This is a genomic window from Halalkalibacter alkaliphilus (genome assembly GCF_023555415.1).
In the GTDB taxonomy this organism is placed as follows: Bacteria; Bacillota; Bacilli; order Bacillales; family Bacillaceae_D; genus Halalkalibacter; species Halalkalibacter alkaliphilus.
The window spans coordinates 268,618-294,806 of record NZ_JAKRYL010000001.1; the positions used below are offsets into that span (position 1 = coordinate 268,618).

The following is a 26,189-nucleotide window of genomic DNA, read 5'->3' on the forward strand; positions in this document are numbered from 1 at the left end:
TTTTCAACATTACTCTTTTACTCTTTTTCAGCACCTAATACAATACCTTTTACAAAGTATTTTTGAATGAATGGATAAACAACTAACATTGGTAAAGCGGCAATAAAGATTTGTGCAGATTGAACTGTTCGTTGTGACAAGTTCCGCAATGTTTCAGCATCAGTAATTTGGCTAAAGTCTTGTTGAACAATAATCGTTTGCAAAAATGTCTGCAATGGATAGTTTCTAGCATCGTTATTGTAAATCATGCCATCAAACCAAGAATTCCAGTGGAAGACCATAGTAAATAGTGATACAGTTGCTATAGCAGGAACTGCGATTGGCAAATATATTTTTAAGAATATTTGAAAATGATTGGCTCCATCAATCGTTGCAGACTCTTCCAAAGATTTTGGTACAGATGTCCGGAAGAAATTTAATAGTAAGATTAAGTTAAATGCATTAATCGCTGTTGGTAATACCAATGCCCAAATGGTATTTGTTAAACCTAATCCTGTTACAACCATGTATGTTGGTACTAATCCGCCATTAAAAATCATGGTAAAGACAAAGAACCAAACATATAATTTTCTCCCTTTAAATTCTTCATCATATTTCGCTAATGAATATGCTGCACAAAGCATTGCCCCCATAGAGATTGCTGTTCCTAATACCACACGTAAAACCGAGATCAAAAAAGAACGAATAAAATTATCGTTTCCTATTGTTCGTTGATAAGCATCTATTGTGAAATCAACCGGCCAAAATGTAACAATATTTGCTGCTGCTGCTGCACTTCCACTTAATGATACGGCCAAAATATGTACCAGTGGCAGGATACAAAGTAATGCCATCAAGATGAGAAAGCTATAATTAAATACCGTGAAAATGGTATAGCTTTTCGTTTTATAGACACGCATAGGAAATCCCTCCTAGAAAATTCTCCAGTTCGCATACTTGTAAGCTAAACGATAACCTACAACAATTAAAATTAAGCTAATTACAGATTTGAATAAACCAACGGCTGTACCGTAACTAAAATCACCACTTACTAGTGAAACACGGTATACATAAGTATCAATAATGTCCCCGGTTTGGTAAACTAATGGATTATAAAGGTTAAAAATTTGGTCAAACCCTGCATTTAAAACGTTTCCAAGCGATAATGTACCAACAACAATGATGATTGGTAGCATTGCTGGCAACGTGATATAAAGAGTCTGTTTCCAACGATTCGCACCATCTACAACAGCCGCTTCATATAAACTAGGATTTACAGCTGTAATGGCTGCTAAAAAGACGATCGTATTAAATCCAGTTTCTTTCCAAAGATCACTTATAATAACGGTTGTTCTAAACCAATCATTACTTCCTAAGAAAAAGATTGGATCGACACCGAAGAATCCTATGAATTGATTGACAAGACCTCCATCTGGAGATAGTAAGTCTAGTAAAATACCACCTAGAATAACCCAAGATAAAAAGTATGGTAAATAAATAATGGTTTGAACCGTTCTCTTGACGGCCATTTTGTACATTTCATTCAACAATAATGCGACCGTAATTGGGACAATTAATCCAAAGATAATTTTCAACATAGAAATGATAAGAGTGTTCCATATTACCTGTCTCGCATAATCATACTCAAACATCGTTCTGAAGTGTTCGAGTCCTACCCATTGTGACTCCCATATTCCTAACCACGGTTTAAAATCTTGAAACGCCATAACAATCCCAAACATGGGAGCATATTGGAAAATAAGTCCTAAAACGAGTGCTGGTATTAAAAGTACATGAAGTTGCCACGTTCTTTTAAGGTCCCATTTTTGTTTTTTCTTTTTAAGTTTCGGTTCTTTCATAACTTGATTCGTCTTATTATGAACAACTTGCTGACTCATGACTTTCCCTCCTATACCTAAAGAAAGTAACTAGTTAAAAGCAAGGTGCGAACAAGAAATTTAATAAACTACTAATTGTTCGCACCTTTTTGCTTTTATTTAGATCATCTTATTAACGAACGGATTCATACCATTCGTTTACTTCTTGTGTAACTTGCTCACCACCAGAACTTAACCAATCTTCAACAAATTGATCAAATGCATCTAATGGCTTGTTGCCATAGATAATGTCAACAAAAAGCTCATCTTCTAATCTTTCTAAATGCTCAGATCTAGAACTCATCGTATCAGTAGGTGGTCCCGAAAACTCATTAACGATGCGAATATCATTTTGTTTATTAACAATTGCCGCTGCATGAATGTAATCTTTTTCTCTACCAGCAAGATTAGCTTCATATCCATTTACAGGATCTCTGCCTGTATCATGAAATTCCTCTAATAAACCATACATTTCATATGGAATTGTTGGAATATTCGTAGGTAAGAAATATCTACCTGGATCAACATGATCTTCCCCAGTAATTTCTTCAAATTGTTCAATATTATAAACCGGCTCGCCGTCTTGCATTACGTAATCATATCCTTCAAATAAACCATGTGGAAAATGCTCTGATTCACCTAATGTGTAGCCAAGGATTGCATCCCAATATTCAAAGAACTTATCCATATGCTCAAATTCTCTATTAAATAGGAACGAACCAACAATTAATCCCTCTCCTCTACGTCCAGCCTCTCCATTTGGTCCAGTTACGTGCGGGAATGGTTTTACTACAGCATCAGGAACGACTTGTGCAATCTCACCAATTGGATAACCATGTGCCCAAGGTGGAGCTGCCATAATTCCAGACCTTCCTGAAATAAAGCTTTCTTGTGCATCACCAGCACTTAAAATCGCGAAATCAGTTGATAAATAGCCTTTTTCATACCATTCGTTAATTTTAGATAATCCATCTTTAACGTTTGGTTGGATGGAACCGTAAACTAGAGAGCCATCAGCTGCTTGACTCCAGTTACCAGGAACATAATCACCAAATGCTCCAAATACCCAGCTTGAGTCAGCTATGTTTCCACCACGGAAACCTTCGTCCCCAGCTGCAAACGTAATCCCAATCGTATCGTCTCTTCCAGATTCATTTGGATCTTCATTAACAAATACATCCATAATATGTTCTAATTCTTCAAGTGTTTCTGGAGCTTCTAAATCAAATTTATCAAGCCAATCTTGGCGAATCCAAAGAAGCGTATCTGAACCGTTACCACCAGAGTATCTTGGTACACCGTAACGCTCTCCATCTTCATTCGTTGATGGATAGAAGGCTTCTGGAAATCTTTCAAAAAGTTCTTTAACCCTAGGTGTAGCATGCTCTTCAATTGCTTCGTCAATTGACATAACTAGTCCCGATTGGATTAAGTCTGCTTTAATATTATTATTTGAAACTAAGAAGACATCTGGCAATTTTTCACGCGATGACATCATTAGGCGTAACTGAGTATTAAATTGTTCATCATTTGGTTGTGTCCATTCTGTCACAAATTTAATGCCTAACTCTTCTTCTGCCCATCTTGTTACTACATTATCGTGTACATCCTCACCGTCTTTAAACACGGTACCGTCATCAAGAACACGAGCTGTTGTGATGGTAGCGGCTCCGTCACTATCTTCTGTGCTTGGATCTGTTGCAACATCTTCATTTGAACAAGCTGACAAAATACCAATAGTAAGTAGTAAAGATAAAAGCGTAAACAATGATTTTTTTAGCATTTTCTTTCCTCCTTAATAATTTTTATAATGAAAAAACCGACCATAAAGTGTTTAATATATTTCTTTTCATCACCCCTTTCAAATAATGTAACTTTATTACCATTTTAGACATACTAGTATGGTAGTATTTCTAGATTAAGTACAACCGTAGAAATCTCCTTAAACCAACCTCATGAAAACCCTTTCAAAATAATGACTGCTGCCATATTAATGCATTACCATACAAGATCTGCTGTATTTATTAAAACATGAACACCCCCATGCGTTTCGACCGTTCATTATTTATACTAGTACGTTCTTTCTCTCAACGCCCAACAGTAAGCGTTTTCATTACAGACCAAATGAGAAAACCTTTTAAATTTCAGTAACTCTATCTAATGAGCTGAACGTAATTTTATTTTGTTTTCCTTGCTGCTTATAAATAAATTATACAAAACTCTATCCTCCAAAAAAACTAAGCAAAATATAGTTTACACTTTAAAAAGTATATATGTTTTATTTAAAATTTCAGAAAAGAAGGGAAATTACTCCTGAAGAACTGCCCATCCTGATGATATCCGTTCTTGTATATCCAAAGACACATACTAAATACTATGCTCTGGAAGCCGAAACACCATGGATAATCCCCTCTTCCTACTTGCTATTTCTTAATTCTGTAATTTGCCGTCTCAATTCAAGGTGCTTGAAGGCAAAGTATGCTGATCCCATGACGATATAACCAATTGCACTTACTCCAAACAATGGGATTAAACCAGGGATATACATGAATAAGTAATATCCAATAAATAAAACAATAGCCATCACAATCGTCATGATGGGGCTTAATAACCCAATTAATAGTGCATGTTTCATATATTGAAAGAACTTCAAGTTGTAGTGAACATAGACAGGAACAATATAGACAAGCATGATTAAATAAGCAAATACAACTATAATCAAAATAGCGTTTAATAGAAGTTGCATTATTCCTCCAATTTGAGAGAGCAGTTGGAAATCAATATATAATATATAAGCGATTGCAAATAAGGAGATAAATAATAAATTACTCTTTACAAATTCTTTTTTATATGTGAAAAAAAAGAGTTTAAAAATCGGCGTATCCGTTTCCCCTTTCAACCATTTTCTAATAATCGTAAACATAGATATTGTAGCAGGCATGATCCCGAAGAAGACCAGTCCTAATAATGTAAATAAAATCCACAGTACATTGATATAGGCAAGTCTCATCACCCACTCACTAGCCCGGTAAAACCCACCCATGATCCCTTGCATCATATTCCCCTCCGTATAGTGATCAACTTTTTATTACACTTTTATAAATGGCTTACTAATTAGAAAGATGAGGATGACTACAAATTAATATTCCCGAAAATAGTCACACCCGTATATTGTGTATACGTGTTGTCTCGGAGCTATAACTTGAATCATCCTCATCACTTTAATATGATTTAATAAATCTTTCTATTTTTTTCATCTTGAATACCAGACTTCCGCAAGAAGTAAGTATTAATAATATCTCGCCACTGTTTTGCATGATCTATTTGTCCATTGAGTCGGTCTAGTATATTTTGATAGCGCTCCGGGTCAACCTTCCCTACTAAGCTGCTCCAGCGCTCTTTTAAAGCTATCGCCTGTTCGACCCCTTCAAAATGAGTATCATAGATATGTTGTATAACGGTCTTTCCAGATTTTAATTTATGCGTATATGGAACATGGTGGAAAAATAGCAATAGCTCATCTGGGCATGTTTCTAATGATTCATACATGCTAGCATTCTCAGCAAAATACTGAGCTGTATAACCTGTTCCGCTAGCAACCGTACGATCAACTCCTATCCCGTAACAATCAGCAAAGTGATAGGTTCCCCATACAGAGTATTCATATCCATCTACATTCGGTCCATAATGATGGTCGGGATTAACCATCCAACCGACACCAAGTGGAGATGTATAATTTTCGTATATTGGCCATGAATCCTTAAGAATAATAGATATTTGCTCTACCACGTCAGGGTCATTTCCAAATGTTGCACGAACCCATTCATTTGTAATTTCTTCAACAGAAAGATCAGGATTCCAAATCAAACGACCAAACCCAAATAGATTTGCCTGAGCGAGTTGATGTCCAGTCCAATTCGTATCATTACCAATATTTGAAACGGCTGTAATCCCACTATAACAATTTTCAAATGTAGAACCATCAACAATCCGTTTGATTGGAGTTCCTTCCCCTTTTGCATACGTTTCAAATTCTAAAATCTCTTTCCATTGAGGAATTAAGTAACATACGTGCTTTTGCTGTCCAGTATATTCCTGGGTTATTTGAAACTCTAACATTTGATTTGTTTCATTCATGGCTCCAAATAGTGGAGATACCGCTTCACGCACCTGAAAATCCATTGGTCCATTTTTTATCTGGAGGATGACATTTTCACGGAATTGTCCATCTAATGGCTTAAAGTGATCATACGCAGCTCTTGCACGATCTGTTTTACGATCACGCCAATCTTGCATACAGTTGTATACGAAACATCTCCAAATGACAATTCCTCCGAAAGGCTCCAACGCTTCTGCTAGCATATTCGAACCATCTGCATGATTTCTTCCATACGTAAAAGGTCCAGGGCGATGTTCTGAATCTGCTTTGACGACAAATCCCCCAAAGTCAGGAATATAACTATAAACATCTTTTGCTTTTTCCTTCCACCATTTTCGAACGTTATCGTCTAGCGGATCAGCCGTTTCTAGATCGCCTAATTGAATAGGACTAGCGTAATTAATACTTAAAAACGTTTTAATCCCGTAACCTCGAAAAATCTCGGCCACTTTTGCTACATTAGGTAGAAATGCATTTGTAATAAGCTTGGTTTCAACGGCATGAACGTTTACGTTATTAATGGATATTCCATTAATTCCAACTGAGGAGAGCAACCTGGCATAATCTTTAATTCGTTCAAGATTGGTTGTAAACTGATTATTCTCATAAAAAATAGATTCACCAGCATAGCCTCGCTCAATACTTCCATCCATATTATCCCACTGGTTAATCATTCTTAACTGATTCGTCGGGTTTTCTCTCAGATTGACGGTCTCTAAGTTGGTTCTAGTTTGTATTAGTCTTAACAAGTGAAAGCTTGCATAAAGAATGCCGATGTCTGTTTTACCAGCTAACAAAATGGTCGATCCATTATCTGTTTTTTCTGCTCGAATAATATAACCATCATCATTTAATTCATTTGATGCTTCATCTCCTCCTTCTATCTTTGATAAAACAATAGAATAGGAGCTTTGAACAGAATTGCTTAGCACCGGCTTTTGGCCTGCCATGTTTGTGAATGCTTCGATGAGTTCCTCTATAGCTGATTCGATAACTGTAGTACGACTACCGGAACATACGATAGCAGAAAGCCACTTCTCATTTTCATTCATCCAATCTTGATCTTGAATCTTTTCATATCTTAACCAACCTTTGTATGCTTCAGTTACCTCTTTAACGCTCATGCTCATTATTGTTTCCTCCTTGAATTACTTTGACTTAAAACGACTAGTTTTCAAGAGTATTCAAATGACATCTCTCTATACGCAAAATGATTACTTTATGATGTCTAATAGGTCATCGAGTACAGCTGATGATAACCATAAATCTTTTAATGATTGTTCTTGCTTAATTCAATTCTTTTTTGAATGAAATCATTCATCACTTGCTCAAATGCTTCGTAGCCTGTTTGATTAAACTCTTCTACATACATGTCCCAAACTGATTCAAATTCATCGGGATCAGCTAAAATCATTTGAGGGAACCAAAGCCTTTGTAACTCGTACTTTTCCTGTTCATAAATCGCTGCTTGCGATCCTGGCTCTACGTTTGCACTCCACGCCGGAAACCATGGACGCTCTGCCGGTTCTGAAAATAAATCAGAAAAGACTTCAATGTTATAAGCATCTAGTAGTACTCGATCTGCCTCTGTATAATCATTCATAGCCACTTCCTGCTGACGTCGTGGTTCCCATGCATTTCCATCAGAATACAACCCATTCCCTCGAGGCCAATACCATTCAAAAATCGAAAAGCCAAATTGTTCTCGGAAATCCGCTTGATTTGTTAAAGCAATTTGTTCCTCCGTCCGATAAAAACGCCCTTCGTCATTCACTTCATACGTTTTCCCTTCAATTCCCCAATTTACCAACTTCTGATTTTCTTCCTTCATCAAATGATCAAAGAACTTCATAATACGGACAGGATCTTCGGCGTTAATCGTAATACCAACTCCTCTGTTTGCCGTAAATGATGGTGGATCGAGATATTGATCTTTAATCGTTTCATCAAAAACAATCGGTAATGCCATATATTCTCGATCATCGTCCCCTGCTTCACTTAAATAATTAAATGCTGTCCCAACCTGCCAACGATAGTCAAAAAATCCAAGCACACGACCAGAAGATATTTTTTCTAAATATTCTTCATAGGTTGAGATAAAAGCTTCATTATCAAATAATCCTTTGCTATTTATTTCATTCAGCTTTTGTAAATAACGTTTAGTGATGTCTTTATTTCCATATACTTCAGCTTCGTACGTATCCATATCAACAATTACATCACCATCATTAGGATATCCAGCTAAATGGGCAGGAGGATTAGCTAAAGTAAAAAACCTCCAATCATACGTTAGAGCTGTAAAACCAATCGTTTCTTGTTCGTTAATCTTTGGGTACTTCTTTTCGTATGCTTCGATTAGATCAAAGTATTGATCGAGCGTCGTGATTTCTGGGTACCCAAACTCTTTCAAAACACCTCGTTGTATCCAAAAAGCACCTTGGTAAATATTAGGATTGGGAATATAACCGTTACTCGCTCCAAAAGGAATATAATAAATATTTCCATCTTCATGCTTCATCATATCTAAGTAAGGTTCGTATACTTCCTTTAAATTGGGCGCATATTCATCAATTAGATCGTTTAATGGAATGAAGGCTCCAGCTTCAACTACTTTATCAACGGCTACATCGGGACTTAATACATCTGGATAATGTCCACTAGCTATCATCACTCCAACATGTGTATCAATATCACCTACAGGATACTCTACTTTAAAGTTCACTCCCGTTTCTTGTTCAAACATTTTCCCAATCGTCGTTACGTTGGAATCCATGTTTCTTCCGTTATTAGCAGCATTAAAGTATGTGAACGTAACTAGATCCTCTCCATTTAGATCGGTATTCACATGTTCACTTTCATCACGATTACATCCCGTAACTACTCCTAAACAAATAAACAATGTAGCAATAAGCAAACAATTAGTTCTCATGCATGACTGCTCCTAACAAGTGTACTTATTAGCACTTATTTTGTAAGCACTTACATTATAACGCTTAAATTCTGTCGCTGTGACCCCGCAAAGTATAGTTCATACTTAGAAAAGCTTAGAGTCTTCTATTTACTTGGAAAAAAGATTCGGACTTCTGTGCCTTTATCAATAATACTGTTTATTTCAAAATCAAAATCATCACCATAAAGCAGCTTTAATCGGTAGTAGACATTTTTTACACCAATGTTTTCTCCCATATCATCTTCGTTATGAGTTGATTGCACTAACTTATTTAGCTTCCTATCATTCATGCCAACTCCATCATCTGTAATGGTAAACATCACACCGTCTTCAACCTTCTTTAACTGGATATGGATAAACCCATTACCTCTTTTTGGTTCAATTCCATGAATACTTGCATTTTCTACAAAAGGAATAAGAGACATATATGGAATATCTAACTCTTTACAAGCTGGATCAACGTCTATCTCGTATTGCAACTTTTCACCAAACCGATATTGCTGAATCTCTAAGAAACTAGTAATAATTTTTAATTCTTCTTGAATCTTCACCCAATCTTTCCCACTCGATATAGAGTTTCGTAACAACTTAGCCATATTTTGAATAATCTTGGCTGTCTCAACTTCATTTTTCAGTAAGCTTCTCATACGAATGGTTTCTAATGAATTAAAAAGAAAATGCGGGTTAATTTGACTCTGCAGCGCATTAAGTTGAGCCTGTTTTCTCTTTAGCTCTAAGTCTTTCTTTTGTAGATTAGCTATATAAACGTCGTTGATTAAATCATTAATCTTTTTGGCCATCCGATTAAATTCACTTGTTAATTGCCCTATTTCATCTTTGTACTCTATACCATCTATCAATGCGAAATTTTGGTTTCTCATTCGTTTCATATGGCGTAGTATTCGTAATATCCGACTATGAAGAGAAGACGAAATCCATATAATAACAAAAGATGGTATGAAGAAATTAAGAGCGGCTAAATACAAAATAAAGTTTCCAGAATTCTGCACTTCTTCTAATATAGCATTCTCAGAAACAACTCCAACTAACTTCCAATTATTTAAGTAATTAAGTTCGAACTCCTTTTCAAAAGTAATGGACTCTTGAGGAATATCAGACAGTTTCGAGAAATTTAATTGCTCATCATTTTTAACTGTACCCGTACTGTATTCAATCTGATCCTCTGCACCTACTAAATAAATATGACCTTGAAATGTTACATTGTTAAAAGCTTGTTTAATCATATCTGTATTTAGGTCTATTTTTACGAACTTCTCTCTTGTATTATTTTGAAAATAGTCTAACTTTCGGATCACACTAAATATATCGGTTGATTCATTTCTCCGTAAAACCGGATGCGATTGTTCTAATAACATAAATTCTTGATGTAGTGCATTCGTTTTTACGTCCTCCGTAATTTTGTGAATCCCTCCTGCAAACAGCATCGATTGATTATCGGTATAAAACGTAATTTCTTTAATTGAAGAATAGACAGGGCTATATTTATTAAAGTTACGAAAAATAGATTCATAATCTGTTATATACTCAATAACAGATTCATACTCTTTTTCTAAAAAACCATGAATGATATTATCAGTATATATCGTTGTCGAAACCCCTATAGCCTCATCCACTGTATTAATAAATTCATTTTCTACTTGCTCAAAAGCAAGTGTTAAATCATGCATTTTTTGTTTTTTAACATTATTGATTGTTACATGATAAAAAATGATGTTTGTTAGGAGGATCGGAATAAAGACAGATAAGAAATAAGTAATTAATAATTTATTCTTAAGTTGAACGTTATTTAGGCTAAACTTTTTCATACCTGTTTCATCCATTTCTTTCGAGTGACTTACGATATTCAGTTGGAGTCATGCTTTCTTGTTTCTCAAATTGAGTAACAAAATAATCTGAATTTCTAAATCCTACTTTCTCAGCAATTTCATAAACTCGTAATGTTGTTTGCCTAAGGAGCTTTTTTGATTCATCAATCCTTAATTGCAGAAGGAATTCTTTAAAATACACCCCATAAGTCTTTTTAAAAAGCTGTCCCATATAGACAGGATTCATATAAAAAGCACTCGCTATACTTTTCAAACTAATATTTTCATTAAAATTACTTTCAATATACGCTTTTATCTTGTATATATCACCTTTTCCATTCTTCTTTCGCAAGCTGCAAATGTACTCACAAGCCTCAAGTACCAATTCCGAAAATAACTTTTTTAATTGAATGAATGTCACCGAGCTATCATGCAAATGTAACATAGGAGTAAGCGTAGTCAGTTGTTGTTCATTGCCTTCCATACTTCTAATCGTTTTGATGATTTTATTTACACATCGAGTAATCGATGCTTTTATTGACCCTGGAGCAAAGAGCTGAACCTGAAACTCTGAAAAAATAAGATCGATTTTTTCTTGAATGTTCTTTTTATCCTTTTCTTCGATTGATTCCATAAGAGATGTATACAAATGGTCATCTATATCCATATGAGCGATGGACAAGTCTTTAACTTTATCAAACATAACTGGTTGATTACTAACATTCATATATTTATACTGCAAAGATTCAATTGCCGATTCAAAGGATACATTTAGTTGGTTGATCTTATTTACCGTTTGACCAATATAAATCGTTAAACTTTTATCAAGTTCATGTTGTAAGTTATTTTGTAAGCTACTTACAAACACAAAAATATTATGATCAAAGCACGCCAAATGGTTGTCGGTAATTGTTACCCCAAATCGAAGTAACTCATGTTCTCTTACCGCCCATATTTCCTCTTTGGTTAGATCGCATATCGCATTACCGATCACCGTTTTATATGATTCTATCCTAGTTCTATCTATAGGACTTGAAATGATTTCATTTATTTCAACAATTAAATAATTCATTTGATTAACTGAATCTAAGCGTAACATATCGGTTTGCTCTTCTTTGACATTCTCCATGTTCCCTGAAACTAATTCTTCAAACAAATTTGTTACTAATATGTTTTGCCTGTACTCTTTGACCTTCCTTTCTTCATCAAGTGTTTTGGTCAATTGCTTTAATACGATTTCAATCTCGTCTTGATCAAGTGGTTTTAATATAAAATCGACAACTCCGTATCGAACAGCTTTTTGAGCATACTTAAAGTCATTGTAGCCACTTAGGATAATAAACTTAGTTGGAAATTGTTTGTCTTCCACTAAATGCCGTATTAATTCTAAACCATCTAGTACAGGCATACGTATGTCTGTAATAACTAAATCAGGCTTGGTTCGTTCAATGATTTCTAATGCATCTTCACCGTTAGATGCTTCTGCACAAACTTCAAAACCACAATCTTGCCAATCTACAAGTGCTAATATCCCTTTTCTAACAAAGTGTTCGTCATCTACTAGTACTACCTTGTTCATCCTATTTCTAACCCCTTTCATACAAGATTCAGTCTATATGCTGTTCCCATTCACACTTTGTACAAAAAGTGGGAGAAACTAAATAACATGTAAGTAAAGAATCATAAAAAAGTGATAGAGGTGCCATTAAAAGGGACAACATCACCTTATTTGACACCTCCGAAGCTGTTTCTAATTTTTATAGACTCAACGCCTTGCTTTTTGCACCTCATTAACAAACTCTTTAGATTTAGCCGTTAGATCTGCTAACGTTTTCTCATTCATTTCTAGCTTTGTATTTACTAAAGAACTACCAAGTCCTACAGCAACCCCACCGGCTTTTATGTAATCAGCCGTATTGGATAAGTTAATTCCTCCTGTTGGCATAAGAGGAATATGCGGAAGGGGTCCATGCACATCTTTCAAATAAGTTGGTCCAAATACATTGGCCGGAAATACTTTAATAACATCAGATCCATGTTCATAAGCTGTTAAAATTTCTGTAGGAGTTAAAGCTCCTGATATGCTAATCACACCATAGCGTTTCGTCATTCGAATGGTTTCTGTATTCACAGTTGGTGAGAAAACAAACTTAGCTCCTGACAAAATAGCTGCTCGTGCTGTTTCAGGATCAAGTACAGTACCTGCCCCCACGATCACACCATCTAATTCTGTTGAAGCTTTTTCTATAATAGATAATACATTTGGTGTTTCTACAGTGATCTCAAGTGTCTTCACTCCACCTTCACGTAATGCTTTTGAAATTGGAATAATATTATCAATCGTGGCCCCTCTAATAATTGCGACAACTCCACTACCCTTAATTTCTTGTAATAAACTCATGCTTCTCCTCCATTCTTTTCTGCTTTCTATGTATTATTATCGCTCAATAAACTCTTTTTCACCTAGTTGCACTAATACATCATCTAAATAAGGCAGACCTTCATTATCACCAGTTACACTGACAACCATGGAACCAATTGTATTAGCAAAATGCAGCGTTTTTTCTAACGGCCATTGATTCAACACTCCATAGATAAAACCCGCATCAAACCCATCACCTGCACCAACTGTATCCACTACTTTTTTTGGTGCAACTGGTGGACTCTCCAAATATTCGTTCCCGTAAAACCCAATTGCCCCTTTATCTCCTAGCTTAATCGCAACATAGGAGATTCCAAATTGCTTGCATTCTGCAATAATCGTTTTGGGGTCGTTTGTACCAAATAACATCTCTGCTTCATCTAAACCAGTTAACAAAATATCGACATATGGGAGAAATTCAGTTAATGCCGCTTTCGCATCTTCCTTAGACCATAATTTCAAACGTATGTTAGGGTCAAAAGAAATAAGCATTTTCTGTTCTTTTGCTAAAATGATGGCCTTTTTAATAACATTAATATTCTTTTTAGAATCAATAGCTGGAAAAACACCGGTTATATGCAGTAGTTTTGTACCTACAAACTGCGATTCGTCTAATTCTTCCTCTGTTAATGTTGATGTTGGAGAGTTCGAGCGATAATAAAATGTACTTCCACTTCCATCCTCCATGATCTCTTTAAAATAGACAGAGGTAGGATATCCCTCAACAAGCTTGACATGAGACACATCAATACCTTCACCTCGAACAAAGTTAAGAATATATCTGCCAAATTCGTCTTGTCCAAGCCGACTAAACCATTTTGTATGTAATCCTAATCTGGAACAACCTATTGCCACATTTAACTCGGCTCCACCTACTTTGCGTTCAAAAGTTGATACGAACCTCAAAGGTCCCTTTGCCTGAGGATTCAATGAAACCATAGCATCTCCTATTGTCAATACATCTACCATAAGAATTTTCTCCCTCCCTTAAAAAGTTAGGTCCATCTTAAAACAATGGCCTTATTCCAAAAATATTTGTTACCGCTTTCACTTTTTATGATTATATCATCACATTCTTAGTTTGTGTATCGTTCAAACTAAGTTTTCGTAATAATTCAGATGTTATAAATAGTTTGACAAACAATTAGATTGGTTAATATTTTTCTTATTTTTCTTTATACTCTTTAAAATTATCCGTTGCATTTATAGTAATATATATTACTATTAGGGCATGAATCCATAAACAAATGAATAGATTAAGTTTGTTATTGAAAGCGTTTTACAGATGATTTTGAACAAATTTTTAGAATAGGAGACTTTAATGGCTACAAGTGAAGTAAAAAAACTCTCTCTTTTTGCAATAACCTGGCCTATTTTTATCGAAACATTCTTGCACATGTCCCTTCGAACAGCTGATACCTTTATGTTAAGTTTCATATCAGACGAAGCTGTAGCAGCCGTCGGTGTTTCTAACCAAATAGTTATGTTTATGTTTTTTCTTTTTCAATTTGGTGCTACTGGAGCAGGAGTAGTTATCGCTCAATATCTTGGTGCAAACAAATACAATGATGTTCGAAAATTTGCATGGAATGCGATTACCTTTAATTTCTTGTTTGGTTTAATCATTAGCATCATTATGATTCTATTTAGCAAAACGTTTTTAGGATTCTTCAACTTAGAACCAGCATTATTTCAACAAGCAAGAAGCTTTTTATTGATAGTAGGGGGAGCTTTGTTCCTGCAAGCGATGATGCTCACTATTTCGGCAATTATTCAAGCCCATGGCTTTACAAGGGATACAATGTTTGTAACAGTAGGAATGAACATTATAAACATTATAGGAAATTATTTATTAATTTTTGGAGCTTTCGGCTTTCCCCAATTAGGTGTAGTTGGAGTTGCTGTTGCCACAGTTGCAAGTCAATTTTTAGGACTTATCGTTAACTTTATGATTTTATTTAAGAGAGTTGACGTTCGACTACATATAAAAGATATGATCGATTGGAATAAGGAACGGCTCTACCAAATCTTAAGTATTGGCGTTCCAAGTGCAATTGGTAACCTTTCTTATTCATTAAGTCAAATTGTTACTACAGGTTTTATTGTTTCACTTGGACAGGAGATGTTAACGACTAGAATTTACACTTTAAATATTTTATTCTTTGCGATTGTCATTTCCATTTCTTTAGGAAGAGGAACTCAAATTATAATAGGGCACTTGGTTGGTGCCGGAGAATTTGAACAAGCGTACAAAACGGCTCTAAAAAATCTGCGGATGAGTATGTTACTTTGTCTAGGTGTTGCTATCATTCTTATTTTAGCTAGAGAACCATTGTTTAGTCTTTTTACTGATAACCCATTAATTATTTCTACAGGTGGTATGTTGATTCTAATGGGGATTTTTCTAGAACCTGGTCGCTGCTTTAACATTGTCCTCGGTCAAGCAATTCAGGCTGCTGGCGATGCACGCTACTTAATGATGGTGACCATTATCATCATCTGGTGCTTTAGTGTCCCATTATATTATTTACTAGGTATTCAACTTGGCTACGGATTGATTGGGATTTGGTTGGCTTTTGTTGTTGATGAATGGCTGCGAGGGTTAGTTTTATTTGGACGTTGGAAGAGCAGAGTCTGGGAAAAGAAAGTATTAGTAAAAAAAGAAAAACAGAAAAATAAAGCGCTTGGGTAAAAGAAGTCTGTCAAACACAATGAGTAGAGGACACTGAAAAAGGTAAATTTTTCACCTTTTTCAATGCCCTACTAAGAAACTACTTAATATACAAGTTGATCTTCAATAGCTTTAAGCCAGGTCGTAGCCATTAGCATGTTTCCTTTTGTATTCATATGTACACTATCTGTCGTCAGCTTATGATTAGGATTGGATTGCAAAAAGTTGATAAACGCTTTATTTGTTGGTATAACTGTTCCATTAAACTGTTTCGCTACTGTATTTACGATCTCTACATAATCTACTAGCATTTCATTTCCAATTGAGTTAGGGTCCTCCCCAATGATCGTTGGTTCCATTAATAAGATTTTAGCATTGGTTTTGTCTCTAACTTCTTTTAATAACTCAATGTAAATTCGATTATAGTCTTCTGGTGTTACTTGTTCCATTTCTGGACGGTCTAGTTGTCTCCATACATCATTTATTCCAATTGATATAGAAACAAAGTCTGGCTGATGGTCTATTACATCTTTTTGCCACCTTGAAAACAAATCAACAATTCGATTTCCATTTATCCCTACATTCACAAATTGAAAAGTCATAGATGGATAAGTTGTCACCAAATAATCATGCAATAGTCTTACATAGCCATATCCCAAACCATCGTGATCTTCTAATCTTCCACAATCAGTTATACTATCTCCAATAAATAAGATTTTTGTCGCCTTCATTCTATAAGCTCCCCTATTAATATGACATATGTATATATTGGTAATTAGTAGGTTTATTATATTTCAGATCATTTCTATTTCCAAGGGTAAAAAGTATATAAAATCATTTAAAAACTTAATGAAGTAGTTGAAGTCAATGTTCTTGGACTATACTTCTCTCTTTCTAACAAAAAGCTATCTAACACCCATTGGCCGTTAGATAGCTTTTAAGTTATGTTTTTCTATTTCTCTTCAACCAAAGTATGGTTCACTGTCTCTTTGCCAACTGAACTGACCAAAAAGCCAATGACTCCACCTACTATAGCCGGAACAACCCAACCTAATCCAACAGTATATAAAGGAAGAACCGCAGTAAATAGATTATGGACAGTCTCAATTTGAAAGCCGGCTGCATTTAACCCTTCAAAAAAACTAACAATAAAGGCACACAAAATACTAATCTGATAAACTTTCTGTTTTCCTTTAAAGATCGGATGTAAAAATGTAAGAACCATTAAACACATTGCTAATGGATAAAGCATGTATAATACCGGAACCGAAATGTTGATTAAAGTAGATAAACCAAAATTCGAAATGACTGCACTAAAAATCGTAAAACTTATTGTCCATTTTTTATAAGAAATAGAAGGTACAATCTTATTAAAATATGATGCACAGGCTGTGATTAATCCGATACTCGTTGTTAAACATGCAGCAATCACGATAAAGCCTAATACTACTTTACCAAAAGATCCAAAATAGTAATTTGATACACTCGCTAAAATGGCCCCTCCATTATCTAAATGGCCTAGCTCAATAACACTCTTTGCCCCCATGTACGTAAGGGAAGAATAAATGATTGCGAGTAGCCCGCCAGCAATTAATGCTACTTTTAGAGTAGAGATCATGATTTCCCTTTTCGTCGTAATTCCTCTGTCCTTCATGATGTTAATAATCACAATACCAAAGACAAAAGCAGCAAGAACATCCATCGTTAAATAGCCCTCTTGGAATCCTTTGAAAAAGCTATTATCTATAAAGGATTCTACTGGTGCTTGAACTTGTCCAATCGGCTTAACGAATGAAACGGCAATAAGAACTCCGATAAAAATTAATAATAATGGAGTTAAAATTTTCCCAATAATATCAACTAGTTTGCTAGATTGTAATGAGAAAAAGAGTGCAATTCCAAAAAATACGATTGAAAAAAGAAACAATGGTAAAAAGCTATCATGGTTACTTAAAAATGGCCTAATTCCCATTTCAAAAGAAACCGTGTTTGTTCTCGGTATAGCAAAAAGTGGCCCGATAGCTAAATAAAGAGCAACAGTAAAAATTATTCCGTAAAACGGATGTACTCGACTTGCTAGTGATTGTAAATCACCTTTACCCGAAAAGGCCAAAGCTAATATCGCTAGAATTGGTAATCCGACACCCGTCACGATAAAACCAGCATTCGCAGATAGTATATTCTCTCCAGCCATTTGACCAAGCATCGCAGGGAAAATTAAATTCCCAGCTCCAAAAAATAAAGCAAACAACATAAACCCTACTGCAATAACATTTGTGAATGAAGCTCTTGATGACATATATAATATCCTCCTACATTTTCCCAGAACAAAAACTATATTACGAAATTTTGTCTTTTATCAAAAAATTTAAATTACAATAATTTTAAAGCCAACGGATGATAATATATCATACTAAAATAGTAAAAGCAATGTTTATTCCGAAAATACGACATTTTTCGGAAGGGTAGAAATTGAATCAAAAATGGGGTGTCTCAAAAGGTCTGTTTTTGACCTTTTGAGACACCCCTGAAGCAATGTGCGGAGTCGCTACATCTTTTAAAATAAAGCCTTGAGAGGATTGGATTACACTTTCACGGAGCTTAGCGACGGTGCTATTGCCTCCTCTGTTCTGGAGTTTTTAGACAGCCCCTTCTCTTTTGAATCAATAACCTACTTCGACTCTGGAGCCAAAGAAGATTCTGGTGAAGTTACCTTATCATAAAAATCAACAAATTTATTACGATCTTCGCTTGCACGGTAGGCCATAGCAACACGTGGATGTTCATTTAAGGTTCCAGAGATCATATAAGGAATGATGTATCCCCATTCCCATCTTTGACGCATTTCTAGCATGTGCTTTTCAATAACATCAAGTACTGGTTTTAATTCATAACTCGCTTTTTGGATATGAGTAACGAGAAGTTCTGTATTACAGTTTCCTGCAGCTCGGCCCATTCCGTAAACAGAAGAATCAAGAAAGGTAACTCCATTTCGCATCGCAGTCAGCGTATTCGCAAAAGCTAATTGCATATTGTTATGTGTATGAATGCCTAGCTTCTTGTTAGGTATCATTTCTTTAAACTTGTTAACTTGGTGCTGAATGTCAGCTGGATCTAAACTTCCAAAAGAGTCAACAATATAAACTACATCAACAGCACTCTTTTTCACCATATTAAATGCTTCAATTAGTTGATTCTCAGGTACACTAGATAGCGCCATGATGTTAAGCGATGTCTCATAGCCCAAATCATGAAACATTTGAACAAGCTCTAATCCTTTATCAACCTCACGAATATAACAAGCGACACGAATCATATCTAAAGGACTTTGCTCACGCGGCAAAATATCGTCAGGGTCAACACGCCCAATATCGACTAAAGCAGAAAGCTTTGTGAACTTTTTCTCAGGAATAATTTCTTTTAAGAAGTTATCATCAAGAAATCTCCATGGGTTCGGCTCCGTCGCTTGGAGAAGCTTTGGTGAATTTTTATAGCCAATTTCCATATATTCAACGCCTGCAGCGCTAAGGCCGTCATACAAGTCTTGAACAAATTCAACGCTAAAATCCCAGTTGTTAATTAATCCCCCATCTCGAATGGTACAATCTATAATCTGGCAACTCTGTTCCATCGTAAGACCTTCCTTCTGTTATTCTTATTTTCAGTATGCTCTTTTGTGCCACTTACAACTCAATATGTAGAAAAACCATATGCAGTTTGTACCATGATTCGATAATAGTTGTCAATATTCAAATAATTTTTCCTCTTAGAACTTTCGTAAGAACAGCTTTACTAGCCGTAAACCGGTCTTACTCGACACATTACACCAATTACTCGTGATAACACAAAAAAGGCGCTAGAACTTACATCACCCTAGCACCCTTCTTGGTTGACCTTACTTTCTTTATGAAAACTTTAAACGTTATTTACATAGGCTTAACTGATTTAACCTTTTTTAATAGTACAATCATGTTGGGTAGAGCGACAAGTGGGGTCGCTACACTGACAGCGTTGGCGGGGCTGTTAGTACTCTTATTACAATTATATTTAATTAAGAAAACTATAAACTCCCCTTAATTTAACTAAATAAGAATTGCCCCATTTCACTAATCTCTTTTTAAATTTATCTGGCACTTTTATATTCGGTGAATCTTTACGTTTTATTGTACGATATGCTTCTTGGCATAACACTGTTTGGCTGTATTTCCTTCTTCCTCATCAAAAGCTCTCTTAACATACTGGTATTTCCCATTGTTAGCTTGTTCACGTGCCTTATGATTATCTTTTAACATAATCGTCATACATTCAGAAATAATGGTCCTTTAGGCGGCCATCTAATAAAATGAGGATAAGACGAATGAATATGGATGAAGGAAAGTCATGAATAAAGGGGATTATCCCAAAAAGGCATGCTTTTAACCTTTGGGATAATCTCGAAGTTTCTACATCTTTTAGAGCCTTGAGAGAAGTGGATATTCCTTTCAGGCTAACGAAAGGAGCCATTGCCTCCTCTGTTCTAGCTTTTGAGATACCCTTACATCCCCTGATGCTTCTCTAAAGAACCAATAAACGTATCCAATCTTTGCATAAACACACCTCCATTATAATCCTCTCGGTCAGCATGCTTATGCTTGTAAAACCATTCTCCAGACAGTTCGAACAGCTCAATGTACCCATCGATAAACTCCTCGTCCATTCCACTATAGTAGGCGTAGTGGTGAGGAATCCCTCCGCCTAAGTCTTCGTGGTATGAAAGGTCGATGTTAAACGCATCAAACATAATTTCTTTCCCTTGTTCAATAGGAAATCCATCCTTAAGCTTACCGAATGAGTAAAAACTATTAGTTGAAACCGCCGGGTCGCTAAAGCGCCATTCTATAAAATAATCATGTTCAATTCGTTCAATCGTTGTATCTTTTGGAAGGTAACTTGTGATTCCTGCTTCTTCATTTACATAGAGCTCTAATTGAACTTCCTCGAACCCAATAGCTCCTACTTGGAGGAGAACCGTTTGTTCCAAAGGTCTTTGGTACTCTTGGTGAAGCTCTCCTTCTGATCCTGGAAAAATGTAAGGCATTCCTACTCTCATTTGTGAGAATATGAGCCACGATATAGACCAGCTTTCCCTGTCATCAAGAGGAAAATCAGCCGTGTAGATCATCGGGTGTCCAAATAACTGAGATACATATACCTCGAGAAAACGCCCGGTGTCTTCATCAATAAATGCATACATCCTTGTGTTCTCCTGATCAAAAGGAAGGACATCCCTGAAAGGAAATGAAACCTGAAAATTCATTCGCATTTCGTTAATTAACAAATCTAGTGGTACAGTTGTCCCCCCCGTTTGAGTAAAATCAGCAGTTAGCTCTTGAATTTTCTCTTCTATTAGTCCTTCTTCCGCATTTACATCAAAGAGAAGAAGATTCAATTCCTCTGAGGCTGGACCATGTACGTGAACGGAATAAAACTCCTCCTCCTGCTCTTCCTCTACAAACCATTCCCTTGGCAGATACACAGAAAATGTATCGTTGTAAATGCTAGTCGTATTCATTGCATTCAAATCATTATAATCAAAGGTCGGCCGTTCGAGTATTCTGAATAACATATCTGGGTTTTCTTCGGTATGCTGCAAATCAATCGATTCTCCCCTTCTCTTCTCATCTACAACATCTGGAACGATATGGGTTGGCAAATCATCTTGTGTGTCGTCTTGCAAGACAGTAAAATTTATAATTAATAGACCCGCAATTCCTGCTGCAACAGCTGTAGCCACGCTCCCAATTACACGTTGACGAATCATCTTTCGTTGCGGTTCCTTTTTAGAGCGATTACTAATATCTTTTAAACCATCTTGGAATGCTAGCAGACTTTTATCACGTGCTTCCTTAGATGCTTTCATCTTCTCTCGTTGTTGCATAATATAACGAAGTTCTTCCTCATGACGGTTTCGGTTATTCATGGCTACTCACCTCCATATTCATTCGTTCAGATAGAGCCAATCTTGCCCTTCGTTGAGTTGATTTCACCGAAAGAATGGATTTCCCCATAATGTCCGCTGTTTCTTTGGTTGAAAAACCCTCGATAAACCTTAAATGGAGAACAGCCTGATAATGACTAGGTAGCTTATCGATCGTCTTGAGAATTTCATCCATATGTAAATGACGAAGAACAGTGACCTCCGCTGATTCATCCTTGCCACCTAAATGTTCGATTACGTCTTTATCCATTGAAATGGACTGCCTCTCCTTTTTTTGCTTACGGTAATAATCAATCACAACATTTCGGGCTATTTTAAAAATCCATGTTTTAAATGAAGATTTCCCTTCAAATTGACCTAGCTGCCGTGCCACTTTAAAGAAAACATCCTGCAGCAGTTCCTCTGTATCGTGATAGCTATTCGTTTGTATGTATATGTATTGAAAAATTCGATCCACATATCGTTCATGTAATTGTTGAATAGCTTGTTGATCACCTGTAAGAATCTCACGTATGAGTTCGTGATCGTTCATTTCTCAACCTCCCCCATCTTTTGTCGTAAGTATAGACGATTAACTAGAGGAAAAGATGCTTAAAATCTGAAATTTCTTTTTAAAATCTAGAATAGCATTCTCAGAAATAACAAAAACGGATACAACACTTGTATCTCACAAGTGTTGTATCCGTTGATATTTGTATCTTCTTATTACTATTTTACAATTCAAGATTCAAAGAGACTAAAGAACGGTACCACCATCAATGCTTAAGATCGTTCCTGTAATATATTTCGCTTCATCCGACGCAAGGAACGCATAACCATTCGCTATATCCTCTGGATCTCCCATACAATTTAAGACTGATTTTTCCTTCATCATGTCTATAATTTTCTCTGGCATTTTTTCTACCATAGGTGTCGCAATAAACCCAGGAGCAATAGCATTTACACGGATTCCATATTTCCCTAATTCCTTAGCCCAAGACTTTGTCATTCCGTTTACTCCCCATTTAGCGGCAGCATAATTCGTCTGGCCAAAATTCCCGTAAAGACCAACAACAGAAGAAGCATTTAATATAACTCCACTCTTTTGTTCAATCATTACTTTTGCTGCCTCTTGAGCAACATTAAATACGCCTTTTAGATTCACATTAATGACGCTGTCCCATTGCGCTTCGGTCATCTTTACTAATTTCGCGTCATTTGTAATTCCTGCATTATTGACGACAATGTCAATTCGACCATACTGAGCAACAGTTTCTTCCATTATGTTCTCAACATTTTGACGATCCGTTACATCTCCTTCAAGTGCGATACTTTCTCCACCAAGCTCTTGTATCATAGTGGAAGTACGCTCAACTTCAGTTTTATTCACATCCACTAAAGCTAGCTTTGCACCCTCTATGGCAAATTTTTTCGCTGTTGCTTCACCAATACCTCTTGATGCACCTGTGATAATCGCGACTTTTCCTTTTAATCTCATTTCCATTCCCCCTTACTTTTTTTCATGTTTCTCTCCAGTTCCAAGTAACAAGGTCAATAGTAATAAAGGGTATAGAAAGCGTTTGCGCATAAAAAAAGGAAAACTAGCCATTCATAAAGTCTAACTTGGATCATCTTGAGAAGTCTAATTCCTAAGAAGCTGTTATATTTATGAATAAGCTTGGATTCCTATTAGAATGAATTATTTTGCATTAGTTGTTGCATAGAAGTCAAAGAATTTGAACATCTGAGGCTGTGTTTGCTTCCATTGGTCAAAAACCCCTTCAAATGCATTCGTTGATTTTTCACGCATTTTTTGGTTTTGAGCGATTGCATTTGCAAATGCATCTTGTAATTGTTCATTTGATTTTGAAAGAAGTTCAAGTGAAGCTTTACTTGGTAATGTAGCAATTGATTGAGATTTATGACTGATATCTTCTATTTTATTTAACCACTCTTGATAATTTTGAACTCCAAATGCGCTGTTATAATTCTCAAGTAATGACTGTGTACTTGTTTTCCACTCTGTTGTCATCTTTTTTGAATTTTCTTCAAATTGATTTAACTGTTCTTTCGTTCCTTCAATCCACTCTTTTTGACTATCAAACGCTTGCAGTGTTCTTGCTTCAAATTCTTCAATGAAATTAAATTGACTCCACCAATCTTTTACGAAACCATTATTTGAATTATTCGTCTCCTTTTTTGCCACCATCTAAAATCCCTCCACATAATTAAGTTATATATTTACCAAAGTCAAATTATGACTCGGTATTAACAACATAAAACAAAGCTAAAACATTTGTTTATGTTACTAACAAGTTTCGGTGACTGACTATGAAGCTTATCTAATCATTCTTCTTATCTTCATTTTTTGTGTATCTAGGTGGTGTGAAGAAGTTTGTGTACATGTTGAAAAACTGATCAAGCATCTTTTGATATTGCTCTAGTGAACTTGCCCAAATATCAAGGTATTGCTCTCCTGCCGAAGTAATGGAATAAATTCTTTTTGCTGGTCCAGATGATGTTGTATCCCATTCGGATGTAACTAATTCATCTTTTTCTAGTTGACGAAGAATTCGATAGAAGTTCCCTTGATCAACAGAGTGAAACCCAAATTGCGTTAGTTTTTGCATTAATTCATAACCATGTGCATTCCAATCTTTTAATAGCAATAGTAAAACAGGAATAATGAAATTTTTGGGAGCTCCTGCTGCTTCTGCTTTCTTTTTATCTATGCTACTGCTTCTGGGTGTCATTCTATCACCTTCTCACCAAATATTTAATTATCTATATGTGTAATTTACACCTATAGGTAAAAAAAGTCAACCCTTACTACTTTATTCAAAATACGACATAAAAAGATAAAAAACGACACCATTATCCAAATGTAAGCGTGAAAAATGTCAAAATTTAAGGAAAAATGAAACTATTTTACGAATTGTTTTTGCCAAAAATCTACTCATTTTGCCTTACTATTAAGTTGTACAATCTTTTAATAAAGTTAGGAGTGGGATTCATGACAAAACAAACCACGCTAGATCCTTTTGCCCTGTGGAAAAGCATGTATGAACAAACAGAGTCAAATCTAAGTGACGCAATCCACGAAACTCTGAAAAAAGAAGAATACGCGGAGTATTTAGGGCATTTACAAAGTGGATACCTCCAATACCAACAGTTCATTCAAAGTGCAACTGATGCGTATCTCAAGCAAATCAATGTTCCAACTCGTGAAGAAATCTCAAGTATTGCCTCATTAATTATTAATGTTGAGGAAAAAGTCGAAAATCTTGACGAGAAAATTGATGACGAGCTTCTTAATCAAAATGTATCCTCAGAAATCACTAAATTAAAAGCTAGTATTACAAGACTCGATAAGAAAATGAGTCAAATCTTAAAGATCTTGACGAATGAAGAAGAGTCGTCATCAAACGCTCCTTCACCGTCTTCAGAACAAAAGCCAGAGCAACAAGAACAGCAAGAGCAGCAAGAGCATAAGCCAGAGTAAACTAAACTTATAAGCTCATTACTACACAAACTAAACTACAAACATATTTGGAGGAATGAAAATGTCAATTATTCAAAATGAATCAGCTCAAAAACTACAAGAAGGATTAAGTTTGGAAGGAAAAGTTGCCATCGTAACAGGAGGGTCACGTGGAATTGGTGCAGCAATTGCTAAAGATCTAGCTAGCAAAGGTGCAAAAGTTGTCATTAACTACAACGCTAGAAAAGATGCTGCAGATGGAGTGCTTTTTGAAATTGATCAACTTGGTGGAAGCGGTGTCGCATTCCAAGCAGATGTATCTAACTATGATCAAGCACACGCTTTAGTTGAAAATACGATCGACTATTACGGCAAAGTAGACATCCTTGTTAACAATGCAGGAATTACAAGAGACCGCACGTTCAAAAAGCTTAGCGAACAAGAATGGAATGAAGTTATTAACGTAAACTTGAATAGTATCTATCATACTACTTCAGCCGTTATTAACCCTATGCTTGAGCAACAATTTGGTCGCATTATTAATATTAGCTCTATCATCGGTCAAGCTGGTGGTTTCGGACAAACAAACTATGCTGCTTCAAAAGCAGGAATGATTGGATTTACAAAATCCCTTGCATTAGAAACGGCTAGTAAAGGAGTTACAGTCAATGCTGTTTGCCCTGGATTTATCGAAACGGAAATGGTTGCAGAAATGCCTGAAAAAGTATTAGAACAAATTGTAGGAAAAGTTCCAATGAAGCGCCTAGGTCAAACTGCTGAAATTGCTGACGCTGTGTTATTCTTAGCAAATAACAGTTATATCACTGGTCAGTGCATCAATGTAAATGGCGGATTATACATGTAACAA

The 26,189-nt window shown here is 35.7% G+C and carries 21 protein-coding genes; 3 read left to right on the top strand and 18 right to left on the bottom strand.

What is annotated here, in order from left to right:
- Positions 1–17: 17 nt before the first annotated feature.
- The 10 genes from MF646_RS01210 to MF646_RS01255 all read right to left on the bottom strand — a co-directional run bounded on the left by MF646_RS01210 (position 18) and on the right by MF646_RS01255 (position 14,182).
- Positions 18–899, bottom strand: coding sequence for a carbohydrate ABC transporter permease (locus tag MF646_RS01210; protein WP_250094656.1), 882 nt, complete (start codon positions 897–899; stop codon positions 18–20).
- Between the two features lie 12 nt (positions 900–911).
- Complete coding sequence (locus MF646_RS01215; RefSeq protein ID WP_250094726.1) at positions 912–1,838, bottom strand: ABC transporter permease; 927 nt, start codon at positions 1,836–1,838, stop codon at positions 912–914.
- Between the two features lie 151 nt (positions 1,839–1,989).
- Positions 1,990–3,639 (bottom strand): extracellular solute-binding protein, encoded by a 1,650-nt coding sequence (locus MF646_RS01220; RefSeq protein ID WP_250094657.1) that lies wholly within the window; start codon positions 3,637–3,639, stop codon positions 1,990–1,992.
- A 633-nt stretch (positions 3,640–4,272) separates the two neighbouring features.
- The gene (locus tag MF646_RS01225) at positions 4,273–4,911 is read right to left on the bottom strand and encodes a YesL family protein (protein ID WP_250094658.1); all 639 of its coding nucleotides are present in this window, start codon (positions 4,909–4,911) and stop codon (positions 4,273–4,275) included.
- Between the two features lie 176 nt (positions 4,912–5,087).
- Entirely contained in the window at positions 5,088–7,145 is a 2,058-nt protein-coding gene (locus tag MF646_RS01230) for an alpha-glucuronidase family glycosyl hydrolase (RefSeq protein WP_420842469.1), read from the bottom strand.
- A 140-nt stretch (positions 7,146–7,285) separates the two neighbouring features.
- Positions 7,286–8,944, bottom strand: coding sequence for an ABC transporter substrate-binding protein (locus tag MF646_RS01235; protein ID WP_250094659.1), 1,659 nt, complete (start codon positions 8,942–8,944; stop codon positions 7,286–7,288).
- Positions 8,945–9,069: 125 nt separating this feature from the next.
- The gene (locus MF646_RS01240) at positions 9,070–10,791 is read right to left on the bottom strand and encodes a sensor histidine kinase (protein WP_250094660.1); all 1,722 of its coding nucleotides are present in this window, start codon (positions 10,789–10,791) and stop codon (positions 9,070–9,072) included.
- Between the two features lie 7 nt (positions 10,792–10,798).
- Positions 10,799–12,370: a response regulator transcription factor gene (locus tag MF646_RS01245; protein WP_250094661.1), complete on the bottom strand. Its 1,572-nt coding sequence runs from the start codon at positions 12,368–12,370 to the stop codon at positions 10,799–10,801.
- A 186-nt stretch (positions 12,371–12,556) separates the two neighbouring features.
- Positions 12,557–13,192, bottom strand: coding sequence for a bifunctional 4-hydroxy-2-oxoglutarate aldolase/2-dehydro-3-deoxy-phosphogluconate aldolase (locus MF646_RS01250; protein WP_250094662.1), 636 nt, complete (start codon positions 13,190–13,192; stop codon positions 12,557–12,559).
- A gap of 36 nt (positions 13,193–13,228) precedes the next feature.
- On the bottom strand, positions 13,229–14,182 hold the full coding sequence (locus MF646_RS01255; RefSeq protein WP_250094663.1) for a sugar kinase: 954 nt from the start codon (positions 14,180–14,182) through the stop codon (positions 13,229–13,231).
- A gap of 352 nt (positions 14,183–14,534) precedes the next feature.
- Here MF646_RS01255 and MF646_RS01260 point away from each other — a divergent pair, with 352 nt between their 5' ends.
- Entirely contained in the window at positions 14,535–15,905 is a 1,371-nt protein-coding gene (locus MF646_RS01260; protein ID WP_250094664.1) for an MATE family efflux transporter, read from the top strand.
- Between the two features lie 83 nt (positions 15,906–15,988).
- On the opposite strand, the gene MF646_RS01265 is transcribed toward MF646_RS01260, so the two are convergent.
- The 8 genes from MF646_RS01265 to phaQ all read right to left on the bottom strand — a co-directional run bounded on the left by MF646_RS01265 (position 15,989) and on the right by phaQ (position 24,593).
- Complete coding sequence (locus tag MF646_RS01265; RefSeq protein WP_250094665.1) at positions 15,989–16,615, bottom strand: SGNH/GDSL hydrolase family protein; 627 nt, start codon at positions 16,613–16,615, stop codon at positions 15,989–15,991.
- A gap of 221 nt (positions 16,616–16,836) precedes the next feature.
- A complete protein-coding gene (gene brnQ / locus MF646_RS01270) occupies positions 16,837–18,183 on the bottom strand; it encodes a branched-chain amino acid transport system II carrier protein (RefSeq protein WP_250094666.1) in 1,347 nt (448 codons plus the stop codon).
- A 372-nt stretch (positions 18,184–18,555) separates the two neighbouring features.
- Positions 18,556–19,515, bottom strand: coding sequence for an aldolase catalytic domain-containing protein (locus MF646_RS01275; RefSeq protein ID WP_250094667.1), 960 nt, complete (start codon positions 19,513–19,515; stop codon positions 18,556–18,558).
- Positions 19,516–20,418: 903 nt separating this feature from the next.
- Entirely contained in the window at positions 20,419–21,843 is a 1,425-nt protein-coding gene (locus MF646_RS01280; protein ID WP_250094668.1) for a hypothetical protein, read from the bottom strand.
- Positions 21,836–22,393 carry an RNA polymerase sigma factor gene (locus MF646_RS01285; RefSeq protein ID WP_250094669.1) on the bottom strand — a complete coding sequence of 186 codons (558 nt, stop codon included), beginning with the start codon at positions 22,391–22,393 and terminating at the stop codon, positions 21,836–21,838. Before MF646_RS01285 ends, MF646_RS01280 begins: the two co-directional genes overlap by 8 nt.
- Positions 22,394–22,597: 204 nt before the next feature.
- Positions 22,598–23,338: a 3-oxoacyl-[acyl-carrier-protein] reductase gene (gene fabG / locus MF646_RS01290; RefSeq protein WP_250094670.1), complete on the bottom strand. Its 741-nt coding sequence runs from the start codon at positions 23,336–23,338 to the stop codon at positions 22,598–22,600.
- A 201-nt stretch (positions 23,339–23,539) separates the two neighbouring features.
- Complete coding sequence (locus MF646_RS01295; protein ID WP_250094671.1) at positions 23,540–24,049, bottom strand: hypothetical protein; 510 nt, start codon at positions 24,047–24,049, stop codon at positions 23,540–23,542.
- 133 nt (positions 24,050–24,182) lie between these two features.
- Positions 24,183–24,593, bottom strand: a complete 411-nt coding sequence (phaQ, locus tag MF646_RS01300) for a poly-beta-hydroxybutyrate-responsive repressor (protein WP_250094672.1) — start codon at positions 24,591–24,593, stop codon at positions 24,183–24,185.
- A 260-nt stretch (positions 24,594–24,853) separates the two neighbouring features.
- On the opposite strand from phaQ, the gene MF646_RS01305 reads away from it, so the two are divergent.
- Together MF646_RS01305 and fabG (MF646_RS01310) are read left to right on the top strand one after the other, a co-directional pair.
- The gene (locus MF646_RS01305; RefSeq protein WP_250094673.1) at positions 24,854–25,342 is read left to right on the top strand and encodes a poly(R)-hydroxyalkanoic acid synthase subunit PhaE; all 489 of its coding nucleotides are present in this window, start codon (positions 24,854–24,856) and stop codon (positions 25,340–25,342) included.
- Positions 25,343–25,403: 61 nt separating this feature from the next.
- Positions 25,404–26,186, top strand: coding sequence for a 3-oxoacyl-[acyl-carrier-protein] reductase (gene fabG, locus MF646_RS01310; protein WP_250094674.1), 783 nt, complete (start codon positions 25,404–25,406; stop codon positions 26,184–26,186).
- The last annotated feature ends 3 nt before the right edge of the window (positions 26,187–26,189 follow it).